Here is a 21,184-nt window from a genome sequence, read left to right on the forward strand (position 1 = left end):
CGGCGACGGAGCGGTTCTCAGTTCGCGGCGAGCGTGAGCCATTCGTTGGCGAGCGCGCGTGCCCGCTGTTCGCTGTCGGTGATCGAATGCTCCGGCTGCTGCAGCCACCACTCTCCCTGCCATTGCGGCAGCATGTGTCCGCGCAGGAAACGCTGGACGCGGAAGCTCTGCCCGACAGCATGGATGCAGACCAGCCGGATGCCGTCCTGGGAGACAACAGCGTCCAGCAGCTGCCAGCCATCCGCAGCATCGCGCAGCAGATGCGCCCCGGCGATCTCGATCACGTCCATGCTGTGCGACTACGCCGTGGTCACGGTGAACTGTTGCGGCGTGCGCCACGCAACCCGGAGGTAGACGCCCTGCAGCAAGCCGCCATCGCGAAAGTGTTCGAACACGTCGGCCGGGCACCACTCCCTGCCCGCCGAGAAGGCTACGCCGAGGTCACGCAGACGGATGAAGACGATGGCCTTGGCTGCGTCGTCGGCGACCGGCAGGGTGAGGGTGTCTGCCTCGCCAGCGGTGAAGCCCAGCGCCTGCAGCGAGGTCCGCGGGCGGCCGTTCAACAACATCACCTTGATGCAGTTGCCGTCGGCCTGCCTCACGTAGGCGTCGATGTGCGTTTCCATTGGCGGATTGTAGAGGCAACGCGACCCCACTTGCAGCGTGCTGCTGGTCGATCATTTGAGGCCTGGCCATGACACTGCTAGCCTGCGGATGTGCGGCCTGCAGAGGCTCGCCATCCACACACTTCACGGAGGAAGCAGTCGATGGTCCACTCACCGATGCAATGGAGGCATGGGCCCGTTGCTGCGGCGCTGGCGTTGCTGCTGGCCGCCCCGCTGCAGGTACACGCCGCAAACGAAGGGTCTTTCTTCGACGCACTTGAGCGCTATGGTGCCGATGACTTCAGCGGCTGTGCGCATTTTCTGGATGACCTGCTGCAACGTGGAGGCCATTTTCCCGAGGGTGGCGAACTGCTGCTGGTTGAATGCACGGCAGCGGCCGGCGACCTGGGAAAAGCGATGGACCATGTAACCACGCTGCTTCCCAGCGGCAGGCTGTCGGCCGATGACCTGCTGCACAAGGATCGGCCAGGATTGAATGCGCTGCGCAACGGCCCGGCGTGGCCGGACATGCGCAAGCGCGTGCTGGCCGCCGAGCAGCAGCGCCTCGCATTGCTGGACACGCCCCTGCGCAGGGAACTGCTGGAGCGCGCCGAGCGCGACCAGGCGGCACAGCATGCGGCTGTCGACGCTGGTGGTGGCGAGGCATTCAAAGCGACAGCTCCAGTGATCAAGGCCAACGCCGATTGGCTGAAATCGGTGGTAGCCGACAAGGGTTGGCCGACGTATGCCCTGGTCGGACATGATGCTGCCAAAGCCGCGTGGCTGCTGGTCCAGCACGCCGATCACGATCCCGTATTCCAGGCCGATATGTTGCCGTTGATCGAAAAGGCCGCCAAAGCCGGTGAAGCTGATTCTGCAGATCTGGCGCTACTGACTGATCGCGTGCTGCTGGCGCAGGGCAAGCCGCAGCGCTATGGCAGCCAGTTCACACAGGCCGATGATGGCGCGATGGAACTCCGCCCTACCGAAGACATGGAAGGCCTGGATGCGCGCCGCGAGGCGATGGGGCTGCAGCCACTGGCGCAGTACAAGGCCACGCTTTCAGAGATGTATGGCAAGCCGGTCCGATAGCACGGCGCTTGCCGAGGCTTAGTCCCGGTCGCTCCACACCGCCAGCACGTAACCGTCCAGATCGCGGAAGTGAAAGCGACGGCCACCGGGGAAAGCGAACACGTCCTGCACGATTTCGCCGCCGGCCGCGACGATGCGCTGCTGTGCATCGGCCAGATCCGAAAAGTAGAGAATCACCAGCGCGCCTCCCGCGGCTGTCACCGCCTCGTCAGCCACGAAACCCCCTTTGAGGCGGCCATCATCGAACTCGGTATAGGCCGGACCGTAGTCGGTGAAGGACCAGCCGAAGACCTGCCCATAGAACTGCTTGCTGCGGGCGATGTCGGCGACGTTGAATTCGATGTTGTCGATGCGGCGTTCGGCAGCGGTGGTCTCTGCGTGGCTCATGGTGCGGCTCCGTGGTTGGAGCGCACAGCATCGATCAGGGTTGAGCCGGCGTCTTGAACGAAACGGCCATCAACGCCCCCACTCCTGGCGCAGCGCACTGGCCGTCAGGCCGGACAGCTCGCGGGCCTCGCGGCTGAGGTGCGCCTGGTCGGCATAGCCCGCCTCGGCGGCCAGCATCGCCAGACTGTGCGCGGGCTGTGCCTGGCTGCAGCGCAGGAACCGCTGCAGGCGCAGGATCCGCTCCAGCGACTTTGCACCGTAACCGAACTGCGCCTGGCTGAAGCGGCGCAGGGTGCGCGGGCTCATCGCCAGGTGGGTGGCGAGTGCATCGACGCTGACGTCGCCCTTGGCAGCGTGCGCGAACAGCACATGCGCACGTTTCGTGTGTTCGTCCACCACGGCCGCAGGCATGTTCTGTTGCAGGCAATCGGCCAGACGTTGCAGACGCTGCTCAGGCGCGGCATCACCAATCGAGGCCGCAACCTGCGTTGCCCATCGGGCATTGAATTCAATCAGCGGCACGGCCTGACCGACGATGTCAGACAAGTCGATGCCAAGTGCCGCCGATGCCTGCCCGGGCCGGAAACGCGCCCCCAACACCTGCGCACCGGGCGCCAGTTGTGGATGTGCAGCGGTCCGATCCGGCCCCACCACGAACAGCGCACCGTCACGCCAAAGGATATCCACGCAGCCATCGGGCAGCACGGTGATGCTGCCGCTGGCGTCGGCCGACAACTGGCTCTGCCAGAGCTGGCCGAACTGGCCACGCAGCGGCGCAGGCGCCAGGTGTTCCTGGTAGGCCGTGCCAGTGCCAGCGAGAGTGGAGGGATCGCCCATGCCCCATTGTGGCAAAGCGATGCCGGAAAAAGAGAAGCCCGGCACGAGGCCGGGCTTCACTGGCGTATGGGAGAGAGGTCACACGCCAGTTACACGCACTAACGACAGGCGTTTGTTACCAGCTGAAGCGCGGGCCCACGAACCACTCGCGGTCGCCGGCCTTGGCCAGCTTCACTTCGCCACTCAGGCCCCAGTTCTGGTTGAACTTGGCGGTGGCGCCGACGCGGCCGTAGAACTCGCCGTCCGGGTTGATACCGTGCTTCTTGCTGTAATCCTCGTAACCGGCCAGCGCATAGCCTTCCAGGTACGGGTTGAACGCGGTGCGCACGCCCACTTCAGTGGAGTAGCCGTTGAAGTCCAGGCCGTGCTTCATATCAAACTTCTGGTACGCAACACGAGCCACCAGGTCGGTGTTCGGTGCGATGCCGTAGTTGTAGCCGGCACCGATGCGCCACTGGGCGACATCATTCTTGAAGGTGTCGGTTTCCTGCTTGCTGTAATCACCGAAGACATGGAAGTTCGGGTGCACGGCAACCGAGCCCTTCACGCCCCAGCCATCAGCGTCGCCGCCCTTGGCATCGGTGTTCACATAGCCGCCTTCAACGTAGTTGTACGACAGACCATCGGCAGCCGATGCGGCGAACGGCAGCGCGGCCAACAGACCCAGGGCAAGCAGCGAATTCTTGATCATCGGGATACACCTTTAATTATTTTGGTTTCGTCGAACGCCCCTCGGGAGGGGAGGGATAAGGGGCGTTCGACAGGTGTGAATTATCCGTTTGTTGATGAAATCAGCCCTGAATATTGAACTGACCGGTACATGAATGAGGTTCCTGTTCAGGGAACTCTCGATACGTCATGTGGGGCGAACACCATAGTTGGTGCAGTTTTGGAGGAACTATGGTGACGCGGGACCTGCACAACTATGGTGTACAACGGTCCTAGCTGATCTGAGTGGTGAGAATTCTGGTTGAGTGCCCCAGCGTCGGACCTACTGCGATGCGCAGGCAGCGCTGGATGGTGAGGGCACCGCGAGCGTTGGTATGGTGCCCCGCGAGCAGGCTGCAGAGGAAGCCATGGTATTGGGTGCGCTGTCCGATCCGCCGGCGCGCCCGAGCACGGGCGCTGAGCTTCGCGCCGTACCGGGCGCGGGTGCCTTGCACCTGCCGCTGCGTGAGCGCTGATCGAGACATATCTACGGCCTTCCCGTAATTTGCGTCGGCCATGTTGCTGGTACGTGAGCAATGCCCTTCAACTAGCCCATGTCTGCTTCTGGCCGATAGGAGACCCAGCGAGGCAGGCGGCTGTCGACGGCATCCTGGGCGATTCAGTCAGGTGCGGACCGACGGTCAGAAGGCTACCTACTACTAAGCGTCTAACGTCAGTCCGCAACCAGTGGCTCGCGGAATCCTCGAGCACATCTGTTCTGTGGGCCTTAGCAGGTACGACGAGCGGTAGAGTAGGCACCTCTTCGACTCCGCCTCTGACATTCCTCACGAAGCGCGGGTTAGCTATTGGGTTTGCCTAGTCAGCTTTGGCCAGAGCAGGTGCAGGACAGTCACTACGCAGGCGTGCATGACGCAGGTGCTTTCATCGCCCGGAAAGGGATCACAAAAGAGCACCGCGCAAGTAGCCCCACGTGGTGCCTTAAGAAGCAGGGCCGGCACGTCTCGCAGCGGTGCTCATGGTCAAGCTGCGCTCACGACAGACCTAAGGGATGTGCCTGGCGTAGCTGCGGATATCCAGCATCGGAACTGTCCCCAGCTCCTGTAATCTGGCCATGAACTCCAATAGGAATCGCGTTGCTGCGCGTGATCCAGGCTTGACTTCCAGCCCACCCTCATCGCTCATGAAATATGCCCCCGCATCGGCGACGCAGCCCATATCGAGCTGAAAACCTTTCCCTCTGGCATGAACATGTTGGGCCAAAGTATCTCCAAGCGGAGGCTTCCAAGAGCAGCTCAGTGAGAGTAGACCGGCCAGGATGCGACCCGGCTCCTTGGCCGGCTTGGGGCCATCTACCGTGGGCACTGGCATGCTGGTTCTGATCAGCCTCCTCACGCTCTCTGCTTTGATCTGCGCATAGCCCACCGTCTCAGCGTTGGTCTCTTGCTTAGCCTCAAAGACCGCATAGACACTTTCCGCAGGCACGTACTGAACTCCCTGGAAGGTGAATACCAATGGGGAGTACTGACGATCGTGTACGACCACATCGATCTGCTGGCTGAAGTTCCCCTCGCTATCGACCACATGCGCTTTGCTAACGACGTAGCGTTTGGGCAAGTAGTTGGTCAGCAAATTGATCCAAACCTGCTCACTGGCGTCGCCCTTGTCGGTAGGGTGGTGCAACGCGGAGCGGGCGGATTTCAGTTCTAACTCGACCTGCAGATGCAGGTGGTCCAGAAGCTTAGCCAAGGATGGTTGTGTCATTTGACGATGTTGCCCCATGTCTGCTGTGCAAGCGAAACTTGAGCCGTGCGCTCGATAGCCAGCTTCTGTACGAAAGTCAGGTCATCTGACACCACATTGCTCCCATTGGCCGGATCAACGATTCGAGCTGCGGCAAGATCAGCGGACAGGAACTGTAGTACCGCCCAAACCCGCTCAGCCAAACTTGCCGAGAAGTTCAATTGCAAGGCTCTGATCACCACCAGCTCCAAGTAGACAGATGGGAAGTCCAGATTATTCTGGTCTCGCCAAAGCTTGACGATCCTCGTCTCCGGCTGCCTTCCGGCTGCGCGGACCACGTCAATGTGAGTTTGGACGTTGGTCTTGGTCCACGTATCGGCCCGGCTGCGATAGAGGCTATGGTCGGTGGTGAGCGGCGTCTGTTGCTTTCCAGGAACCAAATCCACATCGATCAAGCCTACGCGGATGCCCAGGGACACGTCCTGCTTACGAGCGGCGTAGCCCGCGTCCATCAGAGCATTGAAGAGCGTCAGGTAGATATCCCTGAGGCTGCGAGGTGTGGACGGATGCAAGGAAATGAACAGGTCCAAGTCGGTGCCGCTGGCGTTCGCCGTACCCTTGGCGAAGGATCCGCTTGGGCTAACCGACTGTACCAAAGGGCCACCCCAGGCATTGATCACCGGCGTCAACGTAGCCTTCGCTGAGAATGCGGGGGAGAGGAAGGACGTATCGACGGCCTCCCGCGCGAGAATCGCATTCAGGTACTGGTCGCCCATCAAGTCCGATCTCCGTATCGTAGTTCCTAATTGTACGGCTCTTCCCAGCAGTGAAAGCCCTGCCTCAAAGCTCGCGGGCTCCCCTGACCCGACCCTCCCAATGAGCCGCCCGAAGGCGACACCTGCCCCTTCAATCAGACGTAGCATGGGAACCGATCATCAGGGGCTGATGCCATGAGCGTACCCTTCGCCACACATGACGTCAGGCTTGCAGGGGCGGCCCGCCAAGCTTTCAACCAGATCGCGCTGGCTTGGTCCCTGCCCAATTCGGACCTGCCCAATTCGGAGCAGCATGCGCTCTTTGGCCGACGGCTTAGGCTGCCTTTCTTCACGCCACTGGGTGACTCAGGGCAGCCCGGTATGGATTGGAGGCTCAGTACTTGATACGAGTCATATCGTCCTTGAGGCTGTCATCGTGGGCAATCGGAACGTAATCGCCTTGGATGAATGCAACGGCCTCAGCTTGAGCGACATCGAGGACGCTTTCAGCCACTGACCGAACTTTCGAACCGGGCCATGGTAGGCGGCCGCGGGGTTCCGGGGTAGCCCAAGCGCAGGTCAGCAACAAGCCAACGAGTACCTGCGCTGAGCTCCTAAGCGTGGCGACCCCGAGAGAAAGCGCGCAGATGTATGGGTCAACTCGCCCCGTGCCCCAAGATACCCACTTTAGGTTTCCTTATGGATACTCATTGGGCGTCTGGTTTTGGTCGCAAGCGGAAGCTTGTACTGGCTGGTGCGTCCCTGCGAGAATCGGACGACACAGATCCCCTAGCGGGTCAGCTAAAACCACGCCCTAGGTACCACGGGAAGAAGAAATATGCCGTATGGGAAGTCAGTCCGAATCTTTCTTCCAGATGCGACGGTGACGGGTATCCGTCACGCAGAGATCGTAAATCGTACCGGGCAAACGGTAGCTTGTCCGAGGGCACGTCTTGATGAGTTGAAGAGTTGGCCCGAGACAGCCAAGCCAGGTATTTACTTCCTCTTCGAGGCTCGCCTTGGCGACTCAAAGCCACTTGCCTACATTGGCGAGTCTGAGAACGTCGCCGATCGTCTCCTGACACACGATAGGAAGAAGGAGTTCTGGAACGATGTTGTCGTCTTCACTAGCAAAGACGACAACTTAACGAAGTCGCATATCAAGTACTTGGAGTCTCGACTTGAAGCGTCCGCGAAAGCTGCGGATCGCTATGAGTTGGAGAACGGAAACACGCCTACTCAGTCGAGCCTCCCTCGCGCAGAGCGTGACGCAATGGATGAGCTTCTTGAAGATGTTCGGTTGGTACTCGGTACACTGGGTTATCCAATCCTGGAGCCTCTCCTTCAACCCAAAATCGCTCCGTCAATGATCGCTTCATTGGCCTCACCCGGCACATCTGCTGGCGAGGAGCTGACCTTTACGGTTCACGATTTTTCGGCGCGAGGCGTACGGACAAACGAGGGCTTCGTAATAAACGCGGGCTCGACGGCGTCTAAAACCAACAGTGACAGCGTCACCGGGAAGATTGTAAAGCTGAAAGAACAGCTACTAGCCGATGGTCGGCTTGTGGACAATGGTGATCATCTACTGCTTGCCGAAGATGTTCTCATGAGCTCGTCGAGCTACGCAGCTGCGTTTATCGCTGGAACCGCGAGAAGTGGACCGCAAAGTTGGTTCGCAGCCAATGGGAAGTCCCTCAAAGAGATTGAGGAGTCAGCACTCAGAGTCTCCGCCACGACAATCGCTGTAGATGGCGCTTAGTAATTTATTCGAAGCGAAGCGGTATCACCCCACAGACTAGCTTAGGTGTTCGGAGGTAGACCAAGCATCATGGCGAACCAACCCCCACTTACAGACGCCATAATCGTAGCGATTGCCCGCCTCGTAGATGATTCACAGATTGAAAAGAGAGAGCCCACACACTCTGACATCGAGTTCCAGATTGACCAAGCCAAGCTTACATGCGCCGATCCGGGCAGGTTGAGTAGCAAGCCTGTCGGAAAATCAAAACGAGTGCGTGGTGTCCTCAATTGGGCACTATCGAACAATCCATCTGCTGGTGAGGCACTTGTTTCAGGGATCATTTCAACCGTCCAAGGCTACGGTGGATTTCGTTCGACCTCAAGCAACTACTGCGGCTCTGAAGCGATTGCAAACCTCACTGCGGTCTTTGCTACACAAGGGTGGGATCTCTCCTCGGACGGTTCACTTCAGCCACGACTTCTTGATTCACTGACTGGCAAAGCTCTCACTGAGGCATTGCAGACTTACGCCGACCGCGCACGACGCGGGTCGTTGGATAGCCCATTGTTAGCTGGGACGGCCAAAGATCTACTGGAGGCCACGGCGGCTCACGCGCTTATGCAAAGGTGGGGCTCGTATCCAAGTACCTCCAACTTCCCAACTTTGTTAGGTCAAGCATTTACGGCTCTTGGGCTTGCCACGCCGAGCGATCCAGTTGTCACAGGAGAGCCTGCGCACAAGCGCATGGAGCGGGCTGCCTATGACCTGGGGTGTGCCTTGAATGCTCTGCGCAACAAAGTGGGCACTGGTCATGGCCGGCCTTGGATCAGCACTATCACGCCCGCGCAGGCTCGATTTTCCATTGAGTCTATGGGCAACATCGCGTCGTTGATGCTCGACGCCCTTACTCCTTCACGCTGCCCCTAACAGGTCATGCCAGCAAAATTCGCTCTGTGGCCCGGCTCAATTTCTGCGTTGGACGTCCGCTATTGGCCGGTAGGCCTGCCGCCGACAACCTACGTGGCGGGCGGCCTCGAGAGCGCCGACATCCAAGTCCGTCTGCGATATCCTCGAAGGCGGCGAGGCGGCATTTCGCGAGCGGGCGAGACGCCTGCGAGTGAGGCTTGAGCGGTGGCCTCGCGTGTCGTACCAACGGATGCGCCCGTCACGAGGGGGAGATTGGAATGAGGTTTGTCGTTAAGTTCAGGTCAGGCGACTCGCCCACGACCAATCGTTACCCCCATGCTGTGCTCGTACAGGACAATTGGGATGACTATGGCTATAAGACCACCTTCCACGTCACCCTGCACGTGTCGGCCGATGAGAGCCATGATCTCGGCAGCATCAAGATCATCGAGGCGGGTCGAACGAGTGGCTACACCGAAATGCCTAAGCGGCCTTTTGTTAAATTGCCCGCAGGCCATGCTTCGCTAGGTGCCGACCTCGATTATTATGAAACAGTTTATAAACTCGGGCGCGACGTCTTCGAACCGTACTTCAGAGGTCTTCGAGATGTTGCGTTCGACGACGAGATCAAGGCCAGCGTCGAAGATAGCGAGGCGTATCGGGTTTCGTTGTTGCGTTTTGGCGGTGCCGAGCGGACGATTGGTGACGCCGCACGATTGCTGCGTGCACCCACCCTTCCTACGAAACGGCGAAGCGCGGGGTTTAGAGTCAAGTTCAAGACACGGGTGGCGCAGCGCTCGAACGCCTTCACAGTCGACTTCGATTTTCGGCGCCGCGGTCGGCTGCCGAACCGCATCAACGCTCTGATCGGATACAACGGCACTGGCAAGACTCGGCTACTTTCGAACCTCGCGATCGTGGCGAGCGGATACGGCTATGGCAGCAAAAAGGACGTGTTGGACGACGCGGCTGGTCGGTTCGTCGGCACCGCGCCACCGTTCAAGACCGTGGTCGTGGTGTCCTATAGTGCGTTCGACACCTTCGTCATTCCTGGGCGCACCGAGGAAGAGAAGGAGAGGCTGCAAGAGCGTGGAGAAATTTTCGGATACGTCTATTGCGGCCTTCGAGAACGATCGGACGATGACGCGCTAAACGGTGAGCAGGCCTATCGGCTGCGCACGCCCGCGGAGATCGAGGCAGAGTTCCTGTCGGCGCTCGAGCGCGTCCGCCAAGCCGACCGCCTGGAGAACCTACTGGAGATCTTGAAGCCGCTCCTGCGCGACCCATCGTTCCAGCGCATCGGATTGACTCAACTCTACGCCAATCGCGATGATGAGGAGCTGGGCGAGCTTTTCCGCGGACTGAGCAGCGGTCACAAGGTTGTCCTTAAGATTGTCACCGAACTCACAGCACACATTTCGGGATCGGAGCCCACCTTAGTCCTCATCGATGAGCCCGAAACGCACCTCCATCCGCCGCTGCTCGCTGCATTTCTCAAGAGCGTGCGAGCCTGCCTGGAGGCGTTCGACGGCTATGCGATCATCGCCACACACTCGCCGGTGGTCCTGCAGGAGACTCCCGCGAAATACGTCCAGGTGCTGCGCCGAGCGGCTGACCAGAGCCGCGTCGTGGCGCCAAGTGTGGAGACGTTCGCAGAAAATATCGGCGTCATCACGCAGGAGGTCTTCAATCTTGGCGACGGCTCAGCCGATTGGCACGAGACGCTGAGCGCACTGGCGCGTCGGAGCACGCTTGAGAAGATCGAAGAGGCGTTCGGTCGGAAGCTCGGCTTCGCAGCACGCTCCTACGTTCTAAGCATTCGCGATGAGATCGAGGAGTAGCGGATGCGCTCGATTCCACTGCTCGCCGTCGATGCGACGAATTTGTTCGATGAGATCGCCGCAGCCAAGCGCCAACCGCGAAGAAGTCGGATGCAGGCGGCGCGCGCGAAGGTGCTTGCCGCCTGTCAGGGCTACGAGGATTCGGTGCCTGAGGTTGGCGAGCTAGACGAAGCCGCGTTAACCGACCCGCAGAAGGAGGCGATGCGCCACGCATTCACCGTGGAGACCAAGCCGATGACGGAACTCCGCGGCAATCTCCTGAAGCGGATCAGCGTCGCGCGTTGCCCGTTCTGCGGGATCAGCGAATCGTCGACGCTCGACCACTATCTGCCGAAGGAGCAATATCCCGAGTTCTCGGTGTTCCCGAAGAACCTCGTGCCGAGCTGTGCGTTCTGCAACACGCGCAAACGAGACCGCATCCTGGACGAGGGGACGAAGGTACGGATGTTTCTGCACCCTTGTTACGATGTAATCCCGGATACGGAGTTTCTGACGGTGCGCGCGCGCATGGAGGCGGACGCCCTGATCCTCTCCTACAGGCTGACGCGACCGGCGGGGATGGCACTCCGAACTTTCAGGCATCTGCGTTCGCACTTTAACGAGCTCGACCTCGCCGATCGTTACAGGCGGATGGGCCTCGAGCATCTGGGTGGGCAGTATCCTGCGCTTCATCGGGCTTATGGGTCTAGTGAAAATGCGGAGCGCGTCGCGGAGAAGCTGATCGAGGGAGCAGTCGACTTCGAGGAAGTGTCAGGTCCCAACTACTGGCTCGCCAAGCTGTATCGAGCATTGGCGGGCAACGATGACTTTTGCGACGGCGGGTTCGAGGTAGTTCGGGTTCGGGCTGGGCTGTAATGGTTGGTCAAGCCGCGTTCCCGCAGACTGTGTAGATCTAGCGCGGGCGTGCCAGAGCGAGATGTTCGCTTCTGGCCGAAAGCAGACAACGCTTACCGATCAGCAGTGCGCGGACTGGAGATGGGCAGCCAGATCAGCCTATTCTCGTTCATTGAAATTATCATCTAGGCGACCGGTCGACACCATCCATGCCATGCGAAGAGCATTCGCATCGACCAATGCGTGATGTCGACGCAAGAGTAGATCTGGATGTTTAGAGAACCACCTCTCTAAATGGGAAGTGGTGAAGCGATCCCTTTCCATCAAGGTACATGGGACGCTCGGTAGCTCTTCCAGCCGGCACACTGCTCCAGGGCGGTGCCACGATATGACCTGGCGAAACAGTCCAAGGTCATTCGGATGGTCCGCGATGACATGAGGGTAGCGCTGGGCCCTCAGGAATGCGACGAGCGCCATTGCGAGACTTTGGTCAGGCAGGGCGTGACCACCCCGCTGCAGTAGTGGATAGACCGTTGTCCTCACGAACTCCGTTGGCGCCAACGGCAGCGGGTCGCGCTCGGCATAGAACGTATTCGCTCCATCTTCGCTCACCAGCGCGATGCTCACGAGCTCAAGCCCTTTTTCATCGGCCCACTCAGTGTCTAGGAAGAGGTATGTCAATGAAGACGCTGTGCTCGGCATAAGTGCCGCCTCATGATTGGTCGCAGGGAATTGGCTGCAAGATGACGATCTACAAGACTGCGGCTCGGGCCTCGCCCTCTAGCACTAAGACCCTTCCAACACATCTAACGTAGGGCTCGAGTGCCCTGACACTGATTCGTGTCGACTCGCTCAGATTCTGCACTGCCTTTTCAGTGGTCACACCGGAATCGAGCATACTGAAGGCAGCGGCGATGATCGGCCTGCTCGCTCTGCTGGTCAGAAGGCATTTCTGTAGCTTATGCCTTCTGAGATAGCACTGATAGGAGTTTCGCTCCTTCAGTTGTTTGACCGATGCCGAAAGGCCATATCTGTCGAGAAGGACGACCAAGGGCGGAACGAGACCATGGCGCTCCCTTGCTAGTGCGTCTAATAGGTACTCCAAACGTCGTAGCTGCAGGTTCCTCGACTCCACAGGTACAGAAAGCAGTCGGCGTTCCTCTTCGCCATCAACTAGGCGGTCGACAGGCAGATCATCTGGGCACAGCAGCACGTCCACCAGGTGGACTCCCATGTACGCGCAGACGTTAAGCAATGACCTGATACTGGGAGCGCCTCGCCGGAAAGCATGATGACTTTTGGACAGTGCCCCCATCTTTGACAACCGGTCAATATATGACTCATATCCCCCTGGCACGACCATTGGCGGATTGGAGCTTAGGAAGCCAACGAGCTCTTCTATGCATCCGTCAGTCCATAGCGCCTGCTTCGCGACGCCCTTGGCGGACTGTGCGCCTGCAGAGAGGCTGGCTCCGCACAGCACGCAACTCTGGATGTTTGCACTTCCCGGCGCGAACGGTTGCTGCGACTTGCATCTCCAGCAGCAGCTTTCGATTCTCGCGAAATGCAACGAGCAGTGCGACAGATCAGAGAACACCCAACTAAGTCGCCCGCTGACTCCGGATTGAACAAATTCATCCAGGCACACAGGACACCAATGGCGCGCATTTGCCAGTCCCTCACTTCCTGGGCGAATAGCTGCAGCAATGGCGTACAGAGTGCCTGGCCTGAGAATTTGGCCGCCAGTAAGCTCTTCCAAGGCAATCAGGCGCACCATGAACCTCCTGCCCGGGCCAATGAGGGCGCATCGTACTCGATCATTCCGCAGAGGCCTCTCATTGCAGAGCTCGTCGAGAGAGTCCAGGAAGGCCAACGTGCTCTGTCCTTGAGTTGCAGACAGACGAGCGACGTAGCTCGCCATCGACTCGACATGTGCAGTTCCCAACCCGCTCAGGGCCAACGGCGGAAGGGTCGACCACTTCCACGCGCGCGTATCGGTCACTGGCCCACCCTCCCTTCTACCGCTCCCCACTTGAGATTTAGGTAGCCTAGGTCCGCCGCATCCGTATTGATTTCGCAGAGCCCATCAAACGCCTTCGCCTGCTCCCACATGCCGAGCAGATGGTCTCGGCTATAAGACGCTTGATGGAGGTCGCACAAATCGATCGTGTGAGAGCCACGTCGAACTCTCGCTTGATCCGCTCGGAGCAAGAACTGCTTTATTTCGCCGTACGACCCTGCTGAGTTCGCTAGCGCCAGTTCCAGATTCTGGACAAGTAGATCAGGCCTTTCCAGCGGCAGATTCTTTCCTAGGGAAGAGACCAGACTGGCAAATGGTCGATAATCCTCAGACCGATCCTCCCTGTACCGCTGCGCCCACACGAAGAGTGACCGCCGGCGTATATCAGGATGGCAGTCCCATAGCGCCGCGGCGCGCGGCGTGCCGAACAGGATGATCGTAAGACCACACTCTTCAGCCAACTGCATCAGACCGAGGACATAGTTGTGCACGGATCGCCCGCGCGACAATGTGCCTATCGACGCGCACTCTTCTATGAAGATCCAGCGGAGTCGACGCGCTCTCGCATGGCGCTCAAACTCAAATCGAAGCGCGTGCTCGGTGGTTGATCTACGTGCATCTAGCCACGGCTGAGCCTTCTCTGCGATCTCCAGTTTGGCGTGGACTACTTCAGGATCATCTATCTGATCTCTATCGCTCAGCCATGTGAGGTCTGGTACCCGTAGAGCGTGAGCGAGCCGCATAGCAAGATCCTTGGGATTGAAGAACCCCCGATCCGTCAGCGTCGCTCTGACAGCAATTGCAGGAAGGATGCCCCTGTCCCAACCTGAGGGAGCACCGGCAACCGATCGCATGCTCCGGTACCGAAGCTCGCTCTTGCCCACGCCAGATATGCCGATCAAGAACACGAGGCTTCCAGGTTGGGCCAACGTGAGCGTCGCCGCTAGATCACGCTCCGTGGACTGGAACTTTGGATGAAGAAGGACTTGGCTAGATGGCATCTCTACCTCCTTCCCTCAGTTCCTGTCCGTAGTCATCCAACCCTTCCAAAGACACGGAGATGCTTCGCGAGGCCGAGCGGTCCTTAGTCGACCTACGCGTGGCTTTCGACGCTGACGGCTTCTGCTGGCTCGCGTTCGAGTCATTGGTCGTGAGGACTTCTTGGACCTTTCGGTGATGCGATACGTGGGCATCTAGCCTCCTCTCAACGACCTTCGATCCTCGTTGATGCAGGTAGTAGGCAAGGAACTTGAGCTCTATGTCAGGTAATCCGGCCACCTTATTTGCCATTCCCGACCAGGCCTTGCAACGACCAGAAGACATCTGGACGTGCATCACCGTAGGATCTTCGCAGTCTCGACGGACCTCGATGACATCTCCGCGTCGCGCCGCCTGAAGCAGCTCAGAACTCGCATATCGAGTTCGCTCCGTCTTGATGCCTCGCTTCGGATCCAAGGCACTGGCACGGGTAGGTATGGAGCTGTGAAAGAGGAAGTTATCGTCAATTTCCACGGCGTGGCCGGCGATACCCGTTTCATCAATGAGTCGAGCCTTGCGCTCAATCGGAGACTCGCCATCTGCACCAGGGACGTCACGCAACAGCTCGATAGCGTCGTGTACTACTTCGTGAAGAGCTGAGAACTGCAGCCTTGCGGTTTGACGACTTTTGAACCTTCCGTCGACATATCTTCCTTTCTTATCTGGAAGCGTGCTCCCCGGCAGAGAGTGAAGCCGTGAGTTGATTCGGCCCAGCCAGTTTTCGGCAGCACTATTGAAAACAGAAGCACCAGTAGGGTGAATCATGAGAGTAATGTGATACTCCCTGCAGAAGGCAGCCAGCCAGTTGGATCTGTTCTCAGCCCCCCGATCAAGCTGAATGATGTTAGGCAATGAGCCAGTAGTTCGCACATAGGTACGAAGAAGGGCCGCAAGCGCATCTGATCTCGCTGGTCCGAACCCTAGTTCGTAGCAAATGGGTAGACCCGTGGCGTTGTCGACGGCGACATAGATGATCGGGCGATCGAGTAGGAGCTTGTCTTCAACCCCGGGGAAGACTCGGGCGTCAATTTGGGTAGAGTCAATGTGAATTCGAAGCCCAAAGGCCAGAGATGCTATTGAGCGATGCCGCGGGTCCGTTACCTCTCTCTGCTTCTGGTATTCGCGGAGGCCGCCGGTTAGAAGAGCTCGCTTTGAAGCATTCGCAGCTGACAGCTTTCTATAGAGAGTTGTTCTCGAAACGGGGGCGCAGCTAGCGTCCTGGCAATGAGCAACGTGCTCAGCGTAGGCATGTCCCCTGCTATGTGTCTTGCCAGCCTCCCATCTGCGCACGGCAAGATCCACGGCAAGTTTCTGCACTGTACCTAGCCTTCCACTTCTATTGCCGGATCTTCGAAAGTTGGTCAGGCATGGCTCTAGCTCAGCCATCCCATCCAGTACAGCCTGATGAACAAGGCGATCCAGATCTCTATACCAGCGTGTGAATGGCCTATCACCACGGCGCATGGCTCTCAGTGTCTCTAGTCGTTGGCGACCTGCGCAGAGATCCCGGTATGAAGCTGTCGCTATGGGGCCCGACGGCTGACGAAGGCGGCCGTCGACGAATTGAGCCGCATCGGCCTCCGCAGCGCGGCATTGCTGAGGATCTAAGAAGAGTCGGAAAGTCTCAGTAAGCGCTATCGGTTGGCTTTTGATGGTGCCGCATACCAGTCCCATTCGAAGGAGCTGATGAATCGCCAGTGGCGTCAGCCCTGAGACGCGCCGTATCAGTTCCCCAATCGTCAGTGAAGAGCGCTCCAGTTGCCGTAGGGCTTGACGGTGCACCTTGCCTGGCTCATCAGGTGGCTTTACCGAGCACAAGAGCTCAAGATTTGCCAAGAGACACGCAAATAGTGACGGCTGAACCCATACTGCGTAGTTGAGCCCCCAGGCGGATGCCCAGCTGCTTAGCGCCGGACGCTCAACCACCCCATCGTCGGATCGCACCCACTCAAGTGGCTTCTGTTGCAGCAGTGATTCGATGCGCTGCGCCGCCTTGCATTCCACCACCGTAACTGAGTCGGCACGAATGACCAGGAAGTCCGCTGTGGCGTTCCCTAAGTGTCGTCTTCCATTCGCGTTGCGACGCTCAATTCCCCGGCAAGGAATTTGTGAGTAGTAGGCCAAGACGGTGGGGTCGAGCTCGAGCTCATAGGCAAACAGACGTTCAACCGTGTGACTTTCGATCCAGATAGGCGCCCTGTTCTTGTCTGACCAAAACTGTGCAATGACATTGTTCAGTGCCGCGCCGCCTGGTCGTCGGCTCGGTGTCTCCGCAATCATGGCCAGGAGGTGTTCTCTCTGCGGTCCGGTTAGCGCTGCTCGTTCAAAGCAGGCGCGAAGTTGCAACTCGTGCATTTCTGCTCCTTAGGCAAAGCGATGCCCGCCCTGCCTTGACAAGGGGAAAAATCTGAGAGCAGAATGCACGTGTCGGTCCTCGCAAGACGCGGCAAATAAAGGCCCAGGAGTGTCCAGCTCCTGGGCTTTTTCCGTCTCAGCCGTTTATAGCTTCTCTGCAAGCCCTATTTATCTCAGCTCATCATCACTCGTCATAGAGGGTCTGGAATGAGGTTATCCCGCGGGCTACGCAACGTGTACCCCCTCTTATCGAGCAGAATCGCTCGTAAGTGCTAGGCGTGTTCCATTTCAGCGCCGATGTTCCGTTAAATGGAACATGTGACGAGTGGCCTCGCAGGCCGGGGCATGCCGGCAGAGAACTGGTGCTTCGGACCCGGACGCTAGTCTGGGCGGCCTTCGTTCACGAGAGGCAGCGACAGGCGAGGCGAGATCACTATCGGCATTTCGGCACAGTCACTGGTGCCTTTCCGAAGAGTGTTGAGGTTGCAGACCCCTTCGCTCCAGGCGGCGAGCTGCCTACACCCCGACGGCAGCGGATAGAGACTATTGACGAGCACGTGATAGGCAGTTCTGGCGTCTTCAATCACATGCTATGGAAGGTTCTCGATCCTCAATCGGATCTTCGATCGTGCTATGACCATCATCGGTCTCTGATGAGGGTCTTGGACGAGGCCAATCAGCACGATCCATTGAGGCCGATGCATGCCTACGGTGCCAAGCCTTCGCTGGATGCCTTGGGCGCGCTCTGCGCACGTGTGAGGCTGGCAAAGCACGCCGGCGATAACGCGACGGCCTTTGCTGCGGGGCGCGACATCACAAAGGCCCTGTACTATTTGTCCCTGTCGAAAGAGTTCCGAAGCTGCATTGAAGAGCTAGTGACTGTTGTCGTACGCACAGTCCTCGCGGGGCTATGCGACGAATCAGTACGCTTTGCCGCAGATGTTGAGAAGTATCAGAGTTTTGTCCAAGCTCTTTGGCAAATGCAGAAGAACGTCGACTCAGTGACAGGCAGGTCGCCACTGGGGTTCGAGGCACATGGCTGGCACGTGTACGTTGAGGTCTTCTCTCAGCTCATTGAGGCGTTCTGCCTGCCCGGCGGCACCAGCCGCGACGAGCTGGAAGAGGCCCTGGGCACGGCGTTGGGGCCGACGCAAGGAGATAGGGAGAGGCCGGCGCTGAGTCCATTTGAGCGTCTCTGAGCTTTATACAAATTGACCATCCTGATTCCGGATGTCGGCCACGACGATCGGCAAGAGGTGGTGAGGCGACATGAGTACAAACAGCACCGTCCATAAAGCGACCTGCTCCACCTCGTTCAGGAACACCTTGAGGCACGGACGCTTTCGCTGCCCAAGACCCTCGGCGTTCCCGAACGTAAACTGCGTGATCGTCAAAGCATGGAGCTCGGTTGCCGCTCGGCGACGGTCCGATTCGCACCGATCTTCCCTAGCCGCCAGACGGCCTGACTTGTCCGTTCATCAGCAGCGGGAGCAGCCAATCCCGAAGTCGGATCAGCTCATGGTTCTCCAACTCCGCCTGTCGTTGCCTTTCGACGATGGGCTGGACCTTTTTGCAGAAGGCGTCTGTCACTACTTTCCCTGGTAGAACCGTTTGCACTGACCTCAGTACACCACCCGATATTTCCACGAAAGTGGAACCGGATGCGTATCGAATAATCGTAGGCAGCGATCGTTGAACAGTGTAGTAGACGAATGAAGTGCCATAGCCTTTAGATGGTACGAAAGATTTGAAACCCTGGTTCGTTGTCACTGCGTTGAGCGCAATAGCCAGATAGCCGACGGGGGCACGAGAGCTCATCAGTACTGTTCCCGGAGGATATAGCGTCAGCGAGGCACTTTGCATGCCCGCCTCGGAAACGTCTGTCTCGCCACGTGCAATGAACTTGTTGCCCTTGTTGTTCGACAAGTCTTTGGGCGTAATCCAAGGAATCATACCTCGACCAAAATGCGTCGGATTTACTGTTGATGGCGTTCCGCCGCCAACGATCCGTCCGAGATCATCCAACGAACCAGCACTCCACGCCGCCGGGATCTCCCGCTTCAGCGCGTCGCTCCAGACCATCTTACCGCCGCTGGTCTTGTAGGGGCGGCCATTAGCGTCGGGGAAGTCGAACTGCACAAACCAGTAGTCGTAGATCGTCTTTGCCAGCGCTTCCAGTTCGGCATTGATGCGGTTGTTGAGGTCTATTTTCTCCATCAACGAATGTAGCAACTCGCCAATCTTCGTCTGCTCGTCGAAATCTGGAAGCAGGAGGTCTAAGTAGGAGAATATTTGTTCATTCAAACTTGCGCGCAATACCATGACCGCATTGTTAGTCATGGCTTTGCGGAACAACTCACTGCGTAGATAGAACGCAATGAACTTAGAGTCAACTATGCCTTGCTGCTTCGGTCGCAATCGCTTAAGGAAGCCGCTGTAGGTGGCATGCGGGAAATCGTTGAGAGCTACACAACTCATGCCCAGCTCATCGACAGTCTCACTGGTTCGGGTCAAAAATATGTCGCCAGCGCGAACCGAGTAGGATTTCTGCTCGGATGCGGAGGTATCCATAAAGTCAGGAAGATCTTTTGGTACGAAGTAATTGTTAAATGCAGTTGAGAACGAAAGGAAAGGCGCGCCATGTCCAGCTTGCGCCGGCGTAGATGATATTCCTGAGCTCATCTCATACAGGTCTGAAAACTTATGGCGTACGATTCTATTCAAGGGTCAATCCCTTCAACGATGCAGCAATGTGCTTTTCGAGCTTCTTGGATTCCAAGAACATCGCGTCTAGCCGCGATTTAAAGCCCTCCATCTTTTCGGAGAACTGTTTCGGGCTGATGTTCTCGTAAGAAATCTTAACGTCAAAGTACTGTCCCGCACTGAACGAGTAGTTCTTTGTGGCAATCGCGGCGTAATCCACGACAACGGAGAAGTCCTCCACCGATTCTCGTGCGATAAAGGTATCGACGATGCGCCGTTCTTCTGTCGGGCTAAGTAGGGTCTTCTGGTTCTTGCCCTCCTTCACCTTTTTGCCAAGTGCAGAAGCATCTATCAGCACCACATTGTCACGCGCCGTGCCGTCGAGGAACAGAATCGAAACGTTTGTCCCGGTAGTGGCAAATATGTTGCTCGGCATAGACACAACGCCGGCTAACATCTTTTCGTTCACTAGCTTCTGGCGAATCTTCAATTCGATGCCCTTCGCCGCTGTAATGAAGCCTGTAGGCACCACAATGGCCGCCCTACCGCCAGATTTGAGGCTGGCGATGATGTGCTGGATGAACAAGAGGTAGATTTCCATCTTGTCCTTGTCTTTCGGCTTGACCTTGGGGATGCCAGCAAAGAACCGGGTTTTGTTCTTGTCCGTGTCCAGGTCATCGCGAAAGTCAGAAAAATCCATCTTAAATGGCGGGTTGCTGACAATGTAGTCGAACTGCTTCTGCGTCTTTCCATCCTCGCCCATATGAACAGGGTGGAGGAGGGTATTGCCCTGGGTGATATTCGGGATGGAGTGCACCAGCCGGTTCAACACCAGGTTCAAGCGCAGCAGGCTAGAGGATTTCTGTGAGATGTCTTGCGACCAGATGCTGCAGTTCTCCTCACCAATGGCATGGGCCAGTGCCATCAGCAAGGTGCCCGAGCCACTGGCCGGGTCGTAGCAGGTCACATTCCTCACCTTACCAGGCTTGTGCTTGGGCACCAGGATGTCAGCGATGATGGTGGCCACCGCGTGCGGGGTGTAGTACTCAGCGTACTTGCCGCCGTTGTCCTTGTTGTAGTCCTTGATGAGATATTCAAATAGCGTGGCCCAGAAGTCATACTTTTGACTGAACAGGTGCTCAAAGCTCACCCCGGTGAGCTTGTTGAACAAGGCGCGGGCAAAAGCGTCCTTCTTCTCCGCGCCACCGGTGACGTATTCACTGAGCCGATCAAACAGCGGCACCCGCTCGCCATCTTCAGCTTTGATAGCAAAAATCTTGCTGTTTTTCGCGGCAATAGCAATCAAGGCGTCATCAAACACCTGAGCAAACCCTGCCTCGGCCTGACGGTTGAACAAGCTGGGGATAAGCTGATCCGCGTCCAACAGCGGCGTTTCTGGCGGCAAGCCATCTTTGAGCTTGTCCCGCTGGACCTTCGACAACTTCTCCCAGGTGGAAATCCAGTTGGGAGCACTGGCGAGCTTCGGGTCGAGCTGCTTCATTTCATAGGCAAATTTGTCGCACAGCAGCTTGTACAGGAATGTCTGGGAGATGATCTTGTATTCGTTGCCGTCGTTGCCCAGGCCGTTGCTGGCACATACGGCTTTCAGGTCATCAATCAACTGGCGGGTCTGTTGCTGGTAGTTCGTGTACTTCATA

The 21,184-nt window shown here is 58.0% G+C and carries 17 protein-coding genes; 7 read left to right on the top strand and 10 right to left on the bottom strand.

All coding sequences use genetic code 11. The features are described 5' to 3' along the window. Positions 1 to 17: 17 nt before the first annotated feature. Both HFK18_RS04055 and HFK18_RS04060 read right to left on the bottom strand, forming a co-directional pair. Positions 18 to 290 (bottom strand): hypothetical protein, encoded by a 273-nt coding sequence (locus HFK18_RS04055; protein ID WP_099819543.1) that lies wholly within the window; start codon positions 288 to 290, stop codon positions 18 to 20. Positions 291 to 299: 9 nt separating this feature from the next. Then, the gene (locus tag HFK18_RS04060) at positions 300 to 626 is read right to left on the bottom strand and encodes a hypothetical protein (RefSeq protein ID WP_180164548.1); all 327 of its coding nucleotides are present in this window, start codon (positions 624 to 626) and stop codon (positions 300 to 302) included. A 141-nt stretch (positions 627 to 767) separates the two neighbouring features. Between HFK18_RS04060 and HFK18_RS04065 the strand changes: the two genes are divergently transcribed. Beyond that, the gene (locus tag HFK18_RS04065; RefSeq protein WP_180164550.1) at positions 768 to 1,697 is read left to right on the top strand and encodes a DUF6624 domain-containing protein; all 930 of its coding nucleotides are present in this window, start codon (positions 768 to 770) and stop codon (positions 1,695 to 1,697) included. An 18-nt stretch (positions 1,698 to 1,715) separates the two neighbouring features. On the opposite strand, the gene HFK18_RS04070 is transcribed toward HFK18_RS04065, so the two are convergent. From HFK18_RS04070 to HFK18_RS04090, 5 genes are all read right to left on the bottom strand, one after another. Beyond that, positions 1,716 to 2,084, bottom strand: a complete 369-nt coding sequence (locus HFK18_RS04070) for a VOC family protein (RefSeq protein WP_180164552.1) — start codon at positions 2,082 to 2,084, stop codon at positions 1,716 to 1,718. 69 nt (positions 2,085 to 2,153) lie between these two features. After that, positions 2,154 to 2,921, bottom strand: a complete 768-nt coding sequence (locus HFK18_RS04075) for a DUF6597 domain-containing transcriptional factor (RefSeq protein WP_180164554.1) — start codon at positions 2,919 to 2,921, stop codon at positions 2,154 to 2,156. Positions 2,922 to 3,036: 115 nt separating this feature from the next. Further along, positions 3,037 to 3,609 (bottom strand): Ax21 family protein, encoded by a 573-nt coding sequence (locus tag HFK18_RS04080; RefSeq protein ID WP_176022450.1) that lies wholly within the window; start codon positions 3,607 to 3,609, stop codon positions 3,037 to 3,039. A 1,022-nt stretch (positions 3,610 to 4,631) separates the two neighbouring features. Further along, positions 4,632 to 5,336: a DUF6602 domain-containing protein gene (locus HFK18_RS04085; RefSeq protein WP_306669823.1), complete on the bottom strand. Its 705-nt coding sequence runs from the start codon at positions 5,334 to 5,336 to the stop codon at positions 4,632 to 4,634. An 11-nt stretch (positions 5,337 to 5,347) separates the two neighbouring features. Beyond that, positions 5,348 to 6,106, bottom strand: a complete 759-nt coding sequence (locus HFK18_RS04090) for a nucleotidyltransferase (protein ID WP_180164558.1) — start codon at positions 6,104 to 6,106, stop codon at positions 5,348 to 5,350. A gap of 817 nt (positions 6,107 to 6,923) precedes the next feature. Here HFK18_RS04090 and HFK18_RS04095 point away from each other — a divergent pair. The 4 genes from HFK18_RS04095 to HFK18_RS04110 all read left to right on the top strand — a co-directional run bounded on the left by HFK18_RS04095 (position 6,924) and on the right by HFK18_RS04110 (position 11,431). Beyond that, a complete protein-coding gene (locus tag HFK18_RS04095) occupies positions 6,924 to 7,847 on the top strand; it encodes a GIY-YIG nuclease family protein (RefSeq protein WP_180164560.1) in 924 nt (307 codons plus the stop codon). A gap of 69 nt (positions 7,848 to 7,916) precedes the next feature. Next, positions 7,917 to 8,756, top strand: a complete 840-nt coding sequence (locus HFK18_RS04100; RefSeq protein ID WP_180164562.1) for an abortive infection family protein — start codon at positions 7,917 to 7,919, stop codon at positions 8,754 to 8,756. A 257-nt stretch (positions 8,757 to 9,013) separates the two neighbouring features. Next, positions 9,014 to 10,576: an AAA family ATPase gene (locus HFK18_RS04105; protein WP_180164564.1), complete on the top strand. Its 1,563-nt coding sequence runs from the start codon at positions 9,014 to 9,016 to the stop codon at positions 10,574 to 10,576. Between the two features lie 3 nt (positions 10,577 to 10,579). Next, complete coding sequence (locus HFK18_RS04110) at positions 10,580 to 11,431, top strand: HNH endonuclease (protein WP_180164566.1); 852 nt, start codon at positions 10,580 to 10,582, stop codon at positions 11,429 to 11,431. 1,977 nt (positions 11,432 to 13,408) lie between these two features. On the opposite strand, the gene HFK18_RS04125 is transcribed toward HFK18_RS04110, so the two are convergent. Next, positions 13,409 to 14,338, bottom strand: coding sequence for an AAA family ATPase (locus HFK18_RS04125; protein ID WP_180164572.1), 930 nt, complete (start codon positions 14,336 to 14,338; stop codon positions 13,409 to 13,411). A gap of 574 nt (positions 14,339 to 14,912) precedes the next feature. Here HFK18_RS04125 and HFK18_RS21755 point away from each other — a divergent pair. Beyond that, positions 14,913 to 15,068 carry a hypothetical protein gene (locus tag HFK18_RS21755; RefSeq protein WP_257216066.1) on the top strand — a complete coding sequence of 52 codons (156 nt, stop codon included), beginning with the start codon at positions 14,913 to 14,915 and terminating at the stop codon, positions 15,066 to 15,068. A 2,417-nt stretch (positions 15,069 to 17,485) separates the two neighbouring features. Then, complete coding sequence (locus tag HFK18_RS04135) at positions 17,486 to 18,022, top strand: hypothetical protein (RefSeq protein ID WP_180164576.1); 537 nt, start codon at positions 17,486 to 17,488, stop codon at positions 18,020 to 18,022. A gap of 247 nt (positions 18,023 to 18,269) precedes the next feature. Here HFK18_RS04135 and HFK18_RS21640 read toward each other — a convergent pair whose 3' ends face one another. Together HFK18_RS21640 and HFK18_RS04150 are read right to left on the bottom strand one after the other, a co-directional pair. After that, a complete protein-coding gene (locus tag HFK18_RS21640; protein WP_218946532.1) occupies positions 18,270 to 19,547 on the bottom strand; it encodes a restriction endonuclease subunit S in 1,278 nt (425 codons plus the stop codon). Beyond that, positions 19,540 to 21,183, bottom strand: a complete 1,644-nt coding sequence (locus HFK18_RS04150; protein ID WP_180164577.1) for a class I SAM-dependent DNA methyltransferase — start codon at positions 21,181 to 21,183, stop codon at positions 19,540 to 19,542. The genes HFK18_RS21640 and HFK18_RS04150 overlap by 8 nt, the downstream gene beginning before the upstream one ends. Position 21,184: the final 1 nt, after the last annotated feature.

It is taken from the genome of Stenotrophomonas sp. SbOxS2 (assembly GCF_013416715.1).
GTDB classification, from domain to species: domain Bacteria; phylum Pseudomonadota; class Gammaproteobacteria; order Xanthomonadales; family Xanthomonadaceae; genus Stenotrophomonas; species Stenotrophomonas lactitubi.